General features: G+C 50.4%; 9 protein-coding genes. 8 read left to right on the top strand and 1 reads right to left on the bottom strand.

Translation table 11 applies throughout. The features are described from left to right. Positions 1 to 111: 111 nt before the first annotated feature. Positions 112 to 1,548: an amidophosphoribosyltransferase gene (gene purF, locus I2G42_RS09095; RefSeq protein WP_055228249.1), complete on the bottom strand. Its 1,437-nt coding sequence runs from the start codon at positions 1,546 to 1,548 to the stop codon at positions 112 to 114. 464 nt (positions 1,549 to 2,012) lie between these two features. Here purF and I2G42_RS09090 point away from each other — a divergent pair, with 464 nt between their 5' ends. The 8 genes from I2G42_RS09090 to aspS all read left to right on the top strand — a co-directional run bounded on the left by I2G42_RS09090 (position 2,013) and on the right by aspS (position 15,015). Further along, positions 2,013 to 3,623, top strand: a complete 1,611-nt coding sequence (locus tag I2G42_RS09090; RefSeq protein ID WP_055228250.1) for a CTP synthase — start codon at positions 2,013 to 2,015, stop codon at positions 3,621 to 3,623. A gap of 229 nt (positions 3,624 to 3,852) precedes the next feature. After that, on the top strand, positions 3,853 to 8,391 hold the full coding sequence (gltB, locus tag I2G42_RS09085) for a glutamate synthase large subunit (RefSeq protein ID WP_195530987.1): 4,539 nt from the start codon (positions 3,853 to 3,855) through the stop codon (positions 8,389 to 8,391). A gap of 14 nt (positions 8,392 to 8,405) precedes the next feature. Continuing rightward, a complete protein-coding gene (locus I2G42_RS09080; protein WP_117510184.1) occupies positions 8,406 to 9,890 on the top strand; it encodes a glutamate synthase subunit beta in 1,485 nt (494 codons plus the stop codon). A 139-nt stretch (positions 9,891 to 10,029) separates the two neighbouring features. Then, positions 10,030 to 11,361, top strand: coding sequence for a type I glutamate--ammonia ligase (gene glnA, locus I2G42_RS09075; RefSeq protein ID WP_055217750.1), 1,332 nt, complete (start codon positions 10,030 to 10,032; stop codon positions 11,359 to 11,361). Positions 11,362 to 11,384: 23 nt separating this feature from the next. After that, entirely contained in the window at positions 11,385 to 11,933 is a 549-nt protein-coding gene (locus I2G42_RS09070) for an ANTAR domain-containing response regulator (protein ID WP_022462354.1), read from the top strand. 27 nt (positions 11,934 to 11,960) lie between these two features. Next, on the top strand, positions 11,961 to 13,175 hold the full coding sequence (locus I2G42_RS09065; RefSeq protein ID WP_055228252.1) for an LL-diaminopimelate aminotransferase: 1,215 nt from the start codon (positions 11,961 to 11,963) through the stop codon (positions 13,173 to 13,175). A 166-nt stretch (positions 13,176 to 13,341) separates the two neighbouring features. Further along, positions 13,342 to 13,491 carry a hypothetical protein gene (locus I2G42_RS09060; protein WP_158555021.1) on the top strand — a complete coding sequence of 50 codons (150 nt, stop codon included), beginning with the start codon at positions 13,342 to 13,344 and terminating at the stop codon, positions 13,489 to 13,491. Between the two features lie 195 nt (positions 13,492 to 13,686). Then, positions 13,687 to 15,015 (top strand): aspartate--tRNA(Asn) ligase, encoded by a 1,329-nt coding sequence (aspS, locus tag I2G42_RS09055; RefSeq protein ID WP_195530986.1) that lies wholly within the window; start codon positions 13,687 to 13,689, stop codon positions 15,013 to 15,015. Positions 15,016 to 15,038 lie beyond the last annotated feature (23 nt).

Raw genomic sequence — 15,038 nt, 5'->3', positions numbered from 1 at the left:
CCTTTGTTTTTGATGCTATTGTATGCAAACATTACGTCAAAGTATGCATGAAACAAAAAAAGCCCCCCTTACCTGACGCAGTGTCTGCGCGGTAAGGTGGACGAAATAGAATCAGCTTTCGAGAAGAGCGCTGATATCCTGTTTCGGTACTTCCATTGGGTAATGGCTGTCGAAGCATGCACGGCAGATCGGCAGATCGCCGACCATGTTCTGGAGTTCCTCAATCGGCATGTAGCCAAGAGAGTCGGCTCCGATCTGCTGGCGGATCTCCTCCGTGGAGTGAGAGCTTGCGATCAGCTGTTTGTTCGAAGGAACATCGGTGCCGAAATAGCACGGATACAGGAACGGCGGAGAGCTGATACGGACATGGACTTCGGTCGCGCCGGCTTTGCGAAGCATCGTGATCAGGTTGGAAATCGTTGTTCCACGGACAATGGAGTCGTCGACGAGCACGATCCGTTTTCCTTTTACAACAGATTCGAGAACGCTCAGCTTGATTTTGACGCTGGATTCCCGTTCCTTCTGGGTCGGCTTGATGAAGGTACGGCCGACATAGCTGTTTTTGTGGAACGCAAGACCGAACGGGATGCCGGATTCTTCGGAATAGCCCTTTGCGGAGGCAAGTCCGGAGTCCGGGACACCACAGACGAGGTCTGCATCAACCGGGTAGGTCTTTGCGAGAGTTGCACCGCCGCGGATTCTGGCTTCGTAGACACTGATATTGTCTATTTTGCTGTCGAGGCGGGCAAAATAAATATATTCAAAAATACAATGCGCTTTTTTTACGTCAACCGGCATAAATTCGGATTTCAGATTTCCGGTTTTGTCAAACGTTACAATTTCTCCCGGAGCGACATCGCGGACGAATTCGGCGCCGATCGAAGTGAGGGCGCAGCTTTCCGAGGCGAGAACCCAGGCGTTGTCCCGCTTTCCGATGCAGAGCGGTTTTAAGCCATATGGGTCGCGCACGCCGATGAGTTTTCTCGGGCTCATGATGACAAGGGCATAGGCGCCGCGGATTTCTTTTACCGTGCGCAGAATCGCTTCTTCTACCGTTTTGGAATGAACGCGTTCCCGCGCAATGCCGTAGGCGATGATTTCAGAGTCAATCGAAGTGTGAAAAATTGCGCCGGTGTTTTCCATCTGCTCGCGCAGTTCCATAGCGTTGACCAGATTTCCGTTGTGCGCAAGGGCGAGGGAGCCTTTCAGATAATTCAGAACGAGCGGCTGTGCATTCTCTACGGTAGTGGAACCGGTGGTAGAGTACCGGACATGGCCGATGCCGATATTGCCGGACAGCTCTTCTAATTTGGATTCTTTGAAAACTTCGTTGACAAGGCCAAGGCCTTTGTAGGATTTCACATGGCCCTTTGGACCGCTGGTGTCAGAGACGGCAATTCCGCAGGACTCTTGTCCTCTGTGCTGCAGGGCGGAAAGGCCATAGTAGATCGAAGGACTGACGTCGGCACCATCCAGATCGTAAATGCCGAAAACACCACATTCCTCCCGGAGACCGGTATCATAACAATTGTTTGACGATGGCTGCATAGGTATTCTCCTTTTTTCAGTTGTAGACCTGCATGTTTTAAAAACATTGATTATCATACTCATTTTTGCGGATGATGTCAAGAAAATCGTGATATGTATAAAATATGGTGCAGAAATTTAGGATTTCGTGGAAAATGTCGAAAATAATAAAAAATAGTAAAAAAAAGTTGCAGGAAATTCGAGATGTGTTATAATCGTTTTTGATTTTGAATGAAAGCCCCGGACAGCAGCTATGGATGAGCCATGCTTGCATGAGCGAATTCATAGATATTGGGCGGGCAAGACGACATGAGTAAGTAGGGCGATAGCCCGGATTACGAATGTTGTCAGCAGTTACGGGAGCGACGCAGGCGCGGAGTAACTGGCTTTCATCATAGAGATGTCGCCGGCAGGCGACATTTCCTTTTAGAGAAACTTGTGACGGAAAAGAAAATATCAGAAGAGAAAAGCAGGAGGAAATCAATATGGCAGTAAAATATGTCTTTGTGACAGGCGGAGTAGTCTCCGGCCTTGGAAAGGGAATCACGGCGGCGTCCCTTGGACGGCTTTTAAAAGCCCGAGGATACAAAGTGACGATGCAGAAATTTGACCCGTACATTAACGTTGACCCGGGTACGATGAACCCGATTCAGCACGGCGAGGTTTTCGTTACCGATGACGGCACAGAGACAGACCTCGATCTCGGCCACTACGAGCGTTTCATCGACGAGAGCCTGGATAAAAATTCCAACGTGACGACCGGAAAAGTATACTGGTCTGTTCTGCAGAAAGAACGCCACGGTGATTTCGGCGGAGGCACCGTACAGGTCATTCCGCACATTACAAACGAAATCAAGAGCCGTTTCTACCGCGGAAAAGAAGTAGACGAGGAGCGTATTGCCATCATTGAGGTCGGCGGAACCGTCGGCGATATCGAGAGCCAGCCGTTTTTGGAGGCAATCCGCCAGTTCCAGCATGACGTCGGACACGAGAACGCCATTCTGATCCATGTTACCCTGATTCCATATCTGAAAGCTTCCGGTGAAATGAAAACAAAACCGACGCAGGCGAGCGTAAAAGAGCTGCAGGGAATCGGTATTCAGCCGGATGTCATCGTATGTCGGTCCGAGCATCCGCTGACCACCGAGATCAAAGATAAAATTGCTCTGTTCTGCAACGTTCCGTCAAGCCATGTTCTGCAGAACCTGGACGTGGAGTATCTGTATGAAGCTCCGCTTGCCATGGAGAAAGAGAACCTGGCGCAGGTTGTCTGCGAGAGCCTTCACCTTCCATGCCCGGAACCGGATCTGTCCGACTGGACTCATATGGTAGAAGCACTCCGCCATCCGAACAAAGAGGTGACGATTGCGCTCGTCGGAAAGTATACCCAGCTGCATGATGCATACCTGAGCGTTGTTGAGGCATTAAAACACGGCGGAATTGCAAGCCATGCAAACGTACACCTGAAATGGGTGGATTCCGAGCTGGTAACCGAGGAGAACGTGGCAGAGTATCTGAGCGATGTGGACGGTGTTCTGGTACCGGGCGGATTCGGAAACCGCGGTATCGAAGGCATGATCACAGCGATTCGATATGCAAGAGAGAACAAGATTCCGTTCCTCGGTCTCTGCCTCGGCATGCAGCTGACGATTGTCGAGTATGCAAGAAACGTTCTCGGTTACCACGACGCACACAGTATCGAGATGAACCCGAACACCATGCACCCGGTGATCGCACTGATGCCGGATCAGAACGGTATTGAGGATATCGGCGGTACCTTACGGCTCGGCGCTTATCCATGTGTGCTGGCAGACGGATCAAAGGCACAGGAGCTGTACGGCACAAAAGAAATTTCCGAGCGTCACCGTCACCGTTATGAGGTCAACAACGATTTCCGAAAGGCACTGACCGAAAATGGCATGGTTCTCTCCGGGGTATCACCAGATGGAAGAATTGTTGAGATGGTCGAGCTTTCAGATCATCCGTTCTACATCGCAACCCAGGCGCATCCGGAATTCAAATCCCGTCCGAACCGTCCGCATCCGCTGTTCCGCGGCCTGATCGCAGCAGCAGCCGAGTACCATGCGGTAAAATAATGAATTGCAAGTGTAGAAAATTAGGTAAAATGTAGTAATAGCCTAAGAAAGTAAAGAAAAAATGTAAAAAATTATATAAAAATTAAATTTGCTCTTTACAGGACGAAAAAAATAGAGTATAGTAAGGGCAATCCAAGAGAACGGCGGGGAATGAAAAATTCCCCTCCATTCTTTTCCGGAAAACAAAAGAGAACTGAAAATTAAGAAAAGGTAAAGGAAGGGAAGCCGTATGACACAGAGCAAAGAGCGTGTCATGGGAGAAGAAGGGCTGTACCGTTCTTCCTTTGAACACGACAACTGCGGTATCGGAGCCGTCGTGAATATCAAAGGTGAAAAATCCCATGCGACCGTAGAAAACGCATTAAAAATCGTAGAAAATCTTGAACATAGAGCCGGCAAAGACGCCGAGGGTAAAACAGGAGACGGAGTAGGAATCTTGTTGCAGATATCGCACAAATTCTTTTCCAAAGCCTGTTCGACCCTCGGTTTTTCATTAGGCGGAGAACGGGAATACGGCGTCGGCGTATTCTTCTTCCCACAAAATGAGCTGAAACGGAACCAGGCAAAAAAGATGTTTGAGATCATCGTGGAAAAAGAGGGACTGGAACTCCTTGGATGGAGAACCGTGCCGACCGTTCCGGAAGTTCTCGGCCATAAGGCAAGAGAGTGTATGCCTTACATCATGCAGGCATTCATCAAAAAACCGGAGGATGTGGAAAAGGGAATCGCTTTCGACCGTCGTCTGTACGTCGTACGCCGTGTTTTCGAACAGAGCAACGACAACACCTACGTGCCATCCCTTTCCAGCCGTACCATCGTATACAAAGGTATGTTCCTCGTAGGACAGCTCCGCACCTTCTTCCGCGATCTGCAGGATGTCGATTATGAATCTGCCATCGCCATGGTGCATTCCCGGTTCAGTACAAACACCAACCCGAGCTGGGAAAGAGCACATCCGAACCGTTTCATCGTACACAACGGTGAGATCAACACCATCCGCGGAAATGCTGACAAGATGCTGGCCCGTGAGGAGACGATGTCTTCCCCGATGCTGCAGGATGAACTTCATAAAGTGCTGCCGGTTGTCAACACACAGGGTTCTGACTCCGCGATGCTCGACAATACACTGGAATTTCTGACCATGAGCGGCATGGATCTTCCGCTGGCCGTTATGATTACGATTCCGGAGCCATGGGCAAACAACGACACGATTTCCCAGGAAAAACGTGATTTCTATCAGTATTATGCAACGATGATGGAGCCGTGGGACGGACCGGCATCGATCCTGTTCTCCGATGGAGATGTGATGGGAGCAGTGCTCGACCGCAACGGTCTTCGTCCTTCCCGTTACTACATCACCAACGATGGATTCCTGATCCTTTCCTCTGAGGTCGGTGTTCTGGAAGTTCCGGAAGAAAAAATCGTCTTAAAAGAGCGTCTCCATCCGGGCAAGATGCTTCTCGTCAACACCGTACAGGGAAAAGTCTTAAACGATGAGGAAGTCAAAGAATATTACGCAAAGAAACAGCCGTACGGCGAATGGCTCGACAGTTATCTGGTACAGTTAAAGGATATCAAAATCCCGAATCTGCCGGTCGAAGAGTACACGAAAGAAGAGCGGATGCGCCTGCAGAAAGCGTTCGGCTACACCTACGAGGAGTACCGTTCCTCCATCGGAAAGATGGCATTAAACGGTGTCGAGGCAACCGCTTCGATGGGTATCGATACCCCGCTTGCCGTTCTCTCCCATGAGCATCAGCCGCTGTTCAACTATTTCAAACAGCTCTTTGCACAGGTAACGAACCCGCCGATCGACTGCATCCGTGAGGAGATCGTAACTTCCACAAGCGTTTACGTCGGACGTGACGGAAACCTGCTTGAGGAGGAGCCGAAGAACTGCCAGGTATTAAAGATCAACAATCCGATCCTGACCAATACCGATATGCTGAAGATCAAGAACATGAAAGTCGAAGGCTTCAAGGCAGTGACCGTTCCGATCACCTACTACAAGAGCGCACCGCTTGACCGTGCGATGGACCGCCTTTTCGTCGAGGTTGACCGTGCACACCGGGCAGGAGCCAACATCCTGATTCTCTCTGACCGCGGTGTCGATGAGAACCATGTGGCGATTCCATCCCTCCTGGCTGTATCTGCGGTTCATCAGCATCTGGTAAAAACGAAAAAGAGAACTTCTCTTGCGATTATTCTGGAGTCCGGCGAGCCGCGCGAGGTGCACCATTTTGCAACACTGCTCGGCTACGGTGCCTGCGCAATCAACCCGTATCTGGCACTCGACACGATCCATGAGCTGATCGAAGAGGGCATGATCAAGAAAGATTACTACGCAGCCGTTGAAGATTACAACCACGCAGTCATTTCCGGCATCGTAAAAATCGCAGCGAAGATGGGTATCTCCACGATCCAGTCGTATCAGGGTTCCCAGATCTTCGAAGCTATCGGTATCTCTGAGGATGTAATCGACAAATACTTCACTGGTACGGTCAGCCGTGTCGGCGGTATTACACTGGAAGACATTGCAAAAGACGTTGATGAGCGTCATTCTCAGGCATTTGATCCGCTGGAACTGACGACGGATCTGACGCTGGACAGTCTCGGACGTCATAAAGCAAGAAGTCAGGGTGAGGAGCACCGCTACAATCCCCGTACCATCCATACCCTGCAGGAGTCTACAAGACGCGGTGACTACAGGATGTTCAAAGAGTACACTGCCATGGTTGACAGCGAGGAGAGCGGTTATCTGCGAAGTCTGATGGACTTCGATTATCCGGAGCAGGGCGTTCCGCTCGAAGAAGTTGAGAGCGTAGATTCTATCGTAAAACGATTCAAAACAGGTGCGATGTCCTACGGTTCTATTTCCCAGGAGGCACATGAGACACTGGCGGTTGCCATGAACCGTCTGCACGGAAAATCCAACACCGGTGAGGGCGGCGAGAGTGATGACCGCCTGGAGTCTCCGGAGAGATGTTCCGCAATCAAACAGGTAGCATCTGGCCGGTTCGGTGTTACCAGCAAATATCTGGTCAGCGCAAAAGAGATTCAGATCAAGATGGCGCAGGGTGCAAAACCGGGCGAGGGCGGCCACTTACCGGCCGGAAAGGTTTACCCGTGGATTGCGAAAACACGTCACTCCACACCGGGTGTATCCCTGATTTCCCCGCCGCCGCATCACGACATCTATTCCATCGAGGACCTTGCACAGCTGATTTATGATCTGAAAAACTCGAATGTGAATGCAAGAATCTCTGTCAAACTCGTATCGGAGGCCGGCGTTGGTACCGTTGCAGCTGGTGTTGCAAAAGCCGGAGCACAGGTCATCCTAATTTCCGGGTACGATGGAGGAACCGGAGCAGCACCGAGAAGCTCGATCCATAATGCCGGACTTCCGTGGGAATTAGGCCTTGCCGAGACCCATCAGACGCTGATTAAGAACGGCCTCCGCAACCGTGTCATGATTGAGACGGACGGAAAGCTGATGAGCGGCCGCGACGTTGTGATCGCAGCACTTCTTGGCGCCGAGGAATTTGGTTTTGCGACGGCGCCGCTTGTAACCATGGGATGTGTCATGATGCGTGTCTGCAACCTGGATACCTGCCCGATGGGTATCGCAACGCAGAACCCGGAGCTGCGCAAACGTTTCCGCGGCAAACCGGAGTACGTCATCAACTTCATGCGCTTCATCGCAGAAGAGATGCGGGAATACATGGCAAAACTTGGCTTCCGCACCGTTGACGAGATGGTCGGCCGTTCCGACCTCTTAAAGAGAAATGATAAAGTGACGAACGAGCACGCAGACCGCGTAGACTTAAGCCAGATCCTGAACAATCCGTTTGCAAAAGCAGGCGAGAAGGTAACGTTCGATCCGAAAGATGTTTACGACTTCAAACTTGGCGCAACCCTGGATGAGAAGGTACTCTTAAAGAAATTCGGTCCGGCAATGGATAAGAAAGAGAAGAAGAACGTCAAAGTCGAGATCACCAACACCGATCGTACCGTGGGAACGATTCTTGGTGCCGAGATCACCAGAAAATTCGGCACCTCTCTGGAGCCGGATACGTACACCGTACAGTGCAAGGGTGCCGGCGGACAGAGCTTCGGAGCATTTATTCCAAAAGGACTGACCCTGGAACTTGAGGGCGATTCGAACGATTACTTCGGAAAAGGCCTCTCCGGCGGAAAACTGGTTGTCTACCCGCCGAAAGCAAGAAAGTATAAACCGGAAGAAAACATCATCGTCGGAAACGTTGCCCTCTACGGCGCAACGAGCGGTGAGGCGTACATCAACGGTATCGCAGGAGAGCGTTTCTGTGTCAGAAACTCCGGTGCTTACGCCGTTGTCGAGGGTGTCGGTGAGCATGGATGCGAGTATATGACCGGCGGCCGTGTCGTTATCCTCGGCGCAACCGGAAAGAACTTTGCAGCCGGCATGAGCGGCGGTATCGCTTATGTCCTGGATGAAAAGAGCAACCTGTACCGCAATTTGAACAAGGAAATGATTTCGATTGAACTGGTAGAAAGCAAATACGATATTGCAGAGCTGAAAAACATGATTGAAAAACACGTTGCACACACCGGCTCTGAAAAAGGTAAAGAAATTCTCACACACTTTGACGAATATCTGCCGAAATTCAAGAAGATCATTCCGAATGACTATAAGCGCATGATGATGCTGAGTGCCCAGATGGAAGACAAGGGCCTTAGCAGCGAACAGGCACAGATTGAAGCATTTTACGAAAGCATGCGTAAGTAGGAGGAAGAAGAATTATGGGTAAGCCAACTGGATTTATGGAATATCAGCGCAAGACGGGAAACACCGTTGCCCCGCTTGAGCGTATCAAAAACTTTAAGGAATTTCATCTGCAGCTCCCGAAAAAGGAACAGCAGATGCAGGCTGCCCGCTGTATGGCATGCGGTGTACCGTTCTGCCAGGCGGGAACCATGATTGCGGGAATGGCCTCCGGCTGTCCGCTGCAGAACCTCGTTCCGGAGTGGAATGACCTTGTGTATCTTGGAAACTATGAGCAGGCATACCGCCGCCTCACCAAGACAAACTGTTTTCCGGAATTTACCTCCCGTGTCTGCCCGGCACTCTGCGAAGCAGCCTGTACATGCAACGTAAACGGAGACCCGGTCTGCACGAAGGAAAATGAACGCGCGATCATCGAAAACGCATGGGCAACCGGCCTGATTACGCCGCAGCCGCCGAAAGTGCGCACCGGAAAACGCGTTGCCATTGTAGGAAGCGGTCCTTCCGGCCTTGCAGCAGCGATGCAGCTCAACCGCCGCGGCCATTCTGTTACGGTCTTTGAACGCCGCGACCGCGTGGGCGGACTTTTACGCTACGGTATTCCGAACATGAAACTCGATAAGAGCGTCATCGACCGCCGTGTGGATCTGATGAAGGCCGAGGGCATCGAGTTTGTGACGAATGCTGATATCGGAAAAGATGTAAAAGCTGACAAACTCTTAAAAGAATTTGACCGTGTCCTGCTCTGCTGCGGTGCGGCAAATCCAAGAGATATCAAGGCAGAGGGAAGAGATGCAAAGGGCATCTACTTTGCTGTCGATTTCCTGACTTCCGTAACGAAGAGTCTTCTGGATTCCAATTTTGAGGATCATGCCTACATCGATGCCAAGGGCAAACACGTTGTTGTCATCGGAGGCGGCGACACCGGTAATGACTGTGTCGGAACTTCCATCCGTCTCGGTGCCAAATCTGTGACACAGCTTGAGATGATGCCGAAAGCACCGGATCAGCGTGCCGAGAACAATCCGTGGCCGGAGTGGCCGAAGATCTGCAAGACGGATTACGGCCAGGAAGAGGCAATCGCCGTATTCGGCCATGATCCGCGGATTTACCAGACAACCGTAACGGAATTTATCAAAAACAAAAAAGGTGAAGTCTGCCAGATCAAGACCGTAAAACTGACACCGAAAAAAGATGAGAAATCCGGCCGCATGATGATGGTTCCGGTTGAGGGAACCGAAGAGATTCTCCCGGCAGATCTCGTTCTTATTGCAGCAGGCTTTTTAGGATCCCAGAAATATGTGACCGATGCATTTAAAGTGGAAGTCAACCAGCGCACCAACGTGAAGACAGACGACGGAAAATACCAGACAACAAAAGAAAATGTCTTCACCGCAGGCGATATGCACCGCGGCCAGTCCCTGGTCGTATGGGCGATCCGCGAGGGACGCGAGGCAGCAAAGGCAGTCGATGAATCCCTGATGGGATACACAAATCTCTAAGTTTTTCTTGACAAAACACGCGAAAAACTGCTATAATATGCCCAAAACAAGGGTGTTTTTACGCAAGGTGTCTTTCTGCCCTGCCGCGTGAAAGCACCCTTTTCGTTTAGAATCGTCTTTGATAAAGGAGAGAATCGATATGGCAAAGTATACGAAGGAAGCGATCCTTCAGATGGCGGAGGAAGAAGATGTTGAATTTATCCGCCTGCAGTTTACCGATATGTTTGGAATGATGAAAAATATGGCCATCACCGCCGGACAGCTGGAAAAAGCCCTGAATAATCAGTGCGTTTTCGATGGCTCTTCGTTCGAAGGATTTGTCACCATCGAGGAAGCAGACATGTTTCTGCACCCGGATCTCGACACCTTTGCAATACTTCCGTGGCGTCCGCAGCAAGGAAAGGTTGCAAGATTGATCTGTGATGTGTATGATAGAGAGGGGAATCTTTATGCAAAGAGTTCCCGAACCATCCTTCAGAAGGTAATTTTCGAAGCGAAAGCGATGGGCTATGAGTTTGAAATCTCACCGGAGTGTGAATTTTTCCTGTTCCACACCGATGAGGACGGCGGAGCAACGAGTGTAACGCACGACAAAGGCGGTTATCTGGATCTTGGACCGCTGGACCTGGGAGAAAACGCGCGGCGCGATATGGTGCTGACCCTCGAAGAAATGGGAATCGACGTGGAGTCTTCCTTCCACGAGGTAGCGGCAGGCCAGCACGAACTGGATTTCTGTCCGGCTGCAGCACTTCGGACGGCAGATCAGCTGATGACTGCCAAATTTGCTATCCGTACGATTGCAAAACGTCATGGCCTTCACGCAACCTTTATGCCAAAACCAAAAACCGGAGTTCACGGATCGGGTCTTCATCTTTCCTTCTCCCTGTTTCAGGAGGGAAAAGATGTGTTTGCCGACAAATCCGATGAATACGGGCTCAGCAAAGAGGCATATTACTTTATGGGCGGACTGATGAAACACATCAGCGGAATCGCAGCGATTACCAATCCGCTTGTAAACTCCTACAAACGTCTGACACCGGGATACGGTGCACCGATCTACGTGGCATGGTCTGCAAAGAACAGAAGCCCGCTGATCCGCATTCCGCTGACGGGAGACGGTATCATGGCCATTGAGCTTCGATGCCCGGATTCGGCAGCCAATCCGTACCTGGCACTTGCTGTCTGCATGGCAGCAGGACTTGACGGTATCAAACAGAAAATCGTTCCGCCGTCCCCGGTGGACCGCAATATTTCCGATCTGACAGAAGAAGAACGAAACGCGATGCAGATCACCCTTCTCCCGGGAAGCCTTGGAGAAGCGGTCGCAGAGTTAAAGAAAGACGATTTTCTGTGTCAGGTACTCGGCCAGGAATTTGTGGATGGATATATCAATGCCAAAGAAGAAGAGTGGCATGAGTATCTCCGCCAGGTATCCGACTGGGAGACCGAGAAATATCTGTACCGTATTTAGACGACGAAGGGGCCTGAAAATGCATGAGCAGCATAGTGATAGTACTTCCCAAAATAGAAGATGGAAAGCGCATCCGGGATATTCTGGCAAAAAGAGGATATGAAATCGATGCTGTCTGTTCGACAGCGGCAGCGGCGCTCGGAGAGATGAACAACTTAAACGGCGGTATCGTCATCTGCGGCTACAAGCTCCCGGATATGTTTTTTACGGATCTGAATGAGTGTATGCCGTCCGGCTTCCAGATGCTTCTGATTGCATCGAGCCGCGCATTAAGTGCGGTGGAGGGAACCGGAATCATGGCGGTTACGATGCCGCTTTCCGTGTACGAGCTGGTTAATACACTGGAGATGATGCTGCAGAGTGCGGCACGGCGCAGAAAGAAAGAGCGGGCAAAGCCCAAGGTGCGCAGCGCCGAGGAACAGCACATCATCGATCGTGCAAAAAGCCTTCTGATCGAACGAAATCACATGACCGAGTCGGAGGCCCATCGCTACATGCAGAAATGCAGCATGGACAGCGGCACCAATCTGGTTGAAACGGCACAGATGGTGCTGACGCTTTTGACAGAGTAAGAAAAAGTGAAAAGGAGCGACATAATAATGTTCAAAATCAATGACAATTATCTGAAATTGCCGGGAAGCTATCTGTTTTCCACCATTGCAAAAAAAGTTGCAGCTTACATCGAGGCAAATCCGGATGCGAAAATCATCCGTCTTGGAATCGGCGACGTAACCCAGCCGATCGCACCGGCGATCATTGAAAAGCTGCACGGAGCAGTGGATGAGATGGGACACGCAGAGACCTTCCACGGATATGCACCAGATCTTGGATATGCTTTCCTTCGCGATACCATCGCAAAAAATGATTATCAGGACAGAGGATGCGATATCTCATCTGATGAAATTTTTGTATCGGACGGCGCAAAATGCGATTGCAGCAACATTCAGGAGATCTTCAGCCTGGACAACAAAATCGCTGTATGCGACCCGGTTTATCCGGTTTATGTAGACTCCAACGTAATGGCAGGCCGTGCCGGTGACTACGACGCAGCAACCGAGCGTTTCACGAATGTGATTTACATGCCGTGTACCGCAGAAAACAACTTCACCCCGGAGCTCCCGAAAGAAACCCCGGATCTGATTTATCTGTGCTTCCCGAACAACCCGACCGGCGCTATGGTTTCCAAAGCCGAGCTGCAGAAATGGGTTGATTATGCAAATAAAGTAGGAGCCATCATCCTGTATGATGCTGCATACGAGGCATATATCTCAGAAAAAGACATTCCGCATTCCATCTATGAGTGCGAGGGTGCAAGAACATGTGCCATCGAAATGCGCAGCTTCTCCAAGAACGCAGGCTTTACCGGTATGCGTCTTGGATTCACCGTTATCCCGAAAGACATCAAATCCGGCGATGTGACTCTGCACAGCCTGTGGGCACGCCGTCACGGAACGAAATACAACGGAGCTCCGTACATCATCCAGAGAGCCGGCGAGGCTGTTTACTCTCCGGAAGGAAAAGCACAGTTAAAAGAGCAGGTTGCTTACTACATGAAGAACGCAAAAGTCATCTACGACGGATTAAAGGGCGCAGGCTACACCGTATCCGGCGGCGTCAACGCTCCGTATATCTGGCTGAAAACACCGGGAAATATGACTTCCTGGGAGTTCTTTGATCACCTGCTTGCAGACGCAAACGTAGTCGGAACACCAGGATCAGGCTTCGGCCCGAGCGGAGAAGGCTACTTCCGTCTGACTGCATTCGGTACGTATGAGAATACAGTAGAGGCAGTGGAGAGAATTAAAAAACTGTAAATTGTGTGCGAAATACCAATAAAACGGAATTTCTGTGCAATTTTATAAACACACGAAAAAATAATTTTATATAGATAAAGTTCACGAAAAATGCATTAGAATTTATATGAAATCCGTAAAAATTAGGTGTTTACAAATGCAAAACTGCTGTGCTATAATGCACAGTATGAAAAAGGCAGTGAAGGAAACTCCGTATGCGGAATCTGACAGGAAGCCGATGTCACCGACTGAGAGCATCAGCATGGAGGAAACATACAATGGGGAACATTCCGGAGCCGGTCTGCTGAACATGAGATCCGAACAGGAAATCAAGTAGGCAGATCCGTGATACGCGTTAAGTATAAATGAGTGGGCGTTTTCCCCCGGAAAACCGGAGAGAAAAACGCAATGCGGGTGGTACCGCGGGAACATAAAATATCCCGTCCCGGAACAGTAGTTAAAAAACTGTTCCGGGACTTTTTTATTTAAAAAAAACAATCCGGGACAGGCGAGAAAGAGAGGAGAACAAGACATGGAATTTATGACAGGCGTAAAGAAAAAAGAAGACATCTCCGTAAAAACTCTGCTGGAGACACCGGAAGGCACAGAAGTAAAACTCGAAGGAGCCGTACACATCATCCGTGACATGGGCGAGGTTGCCTTTGTCATCTTAAGAAAGAGAGAGGGACTCGTTCAGTGTGTGTACGAAGAAGGAAGCGTTGACTTCCCGCTGAAAGATCTGAAAGAGGAATCGGCAGTTGCCGTAACCGGAACGGTCAAAAAAGAGGACCGCGCACCGGGCGGCGTCGAAGTCAGGCTGCAGACCATCACCGTTCTTTCCGAGCCGACCGAGCCAATGCCGCTCGCAGTCAACAAATGGAAAATGAACACCTCCCTTGAAGCAATGCTGAACATGCGGCCGATCGCTCTTCGAAACGTCAGAGAGCGTGCAAAATTCCGCATCCAGGAAGGCGTGGTACGGGCGTTCCGTGATTTCCTTCATTCCCAGGGATTCACCGAAATCCATACACCGAAGATCGGCGCGAAAGGCGCTGAGGGCGGCGCAAACATCTTCAAGCTGGAATATTTCCACCGCCCGGCTGTCCTGGCACAGAGCCCGCAGTTCTACAAACAGATGCTCGTCGGCGTGTTTGACCGTGTCTTTGAAGTCGGACCGGTTTTCCGTGCAGAGAAACACAACACGAAACGTCATCTGAACGAGTATACCAGCCTTGACTTTGAGATGGGCTACATCGAGGATTACACCGACATCATGGCAATGGAAACCGAATTTTTACAGTACATGGTGGAGCTTCTTAAAAAGGATTACGCAAAAGAGCTGGAGATCCTGAAAGTTATGCTTCCAAAGACAGAAGAAATCCCAACTGTACCGTTCACGAAAGCGAAAGAGCTGGTAGCCGAGAAATACAACCGAAAGATCCGCAACCCGTTCGACCTTGAGCCGGAGGAGGAGCTTCTGATCGGCCAGTATTTCAAAGAGGAGTACGACGCAGACTTCGTATTCGTCACCGAATATCCGTCGAAAAAGAGACCGTTCTATGCGATGGACGACCCGGAGGATAAGAGATACACAAAGAGCTTCGACCTGCTGTTCCACGGTCTGGAGATTACAACCGGAGGCCAGCGTATCCACGATTACAAGATGCTCTCTGAAAAGATCGCAGCCCGCGGCATGACAGAAGAGGGCATGGAGCAGTATTTAAGTGCTTTCAAACACGGTATGCCGCCGCACGGAGGTCTTGGCATCGGTCTGGAGCGTCTGACCATGAAGCTGATCGGTGAGGACAACGTCCGCGAGACAACGCTGTTCCCGCGTGATCTTACAAGACTGGAGCCGTAAGCGGATCCTGCTGGAAAATAAAA

The sequence above is a fragment of the Fusicatenibacter saccharivorans genome (assembly GCF_015557635.1).
In the GTDB taxonomy this organism is placed as follows: Bacteria; Bacillota; Clostridia; order Lachnospirales; family Lachnospiraceae; genus Fusicatenibacter; species Fusicatenibacter saccharivorans.
The sequence above is the reverse complement of the archived record's forward strand: the minus strand, read 5'-3'. Positions and strand labels throughout refer to the sequence as shown.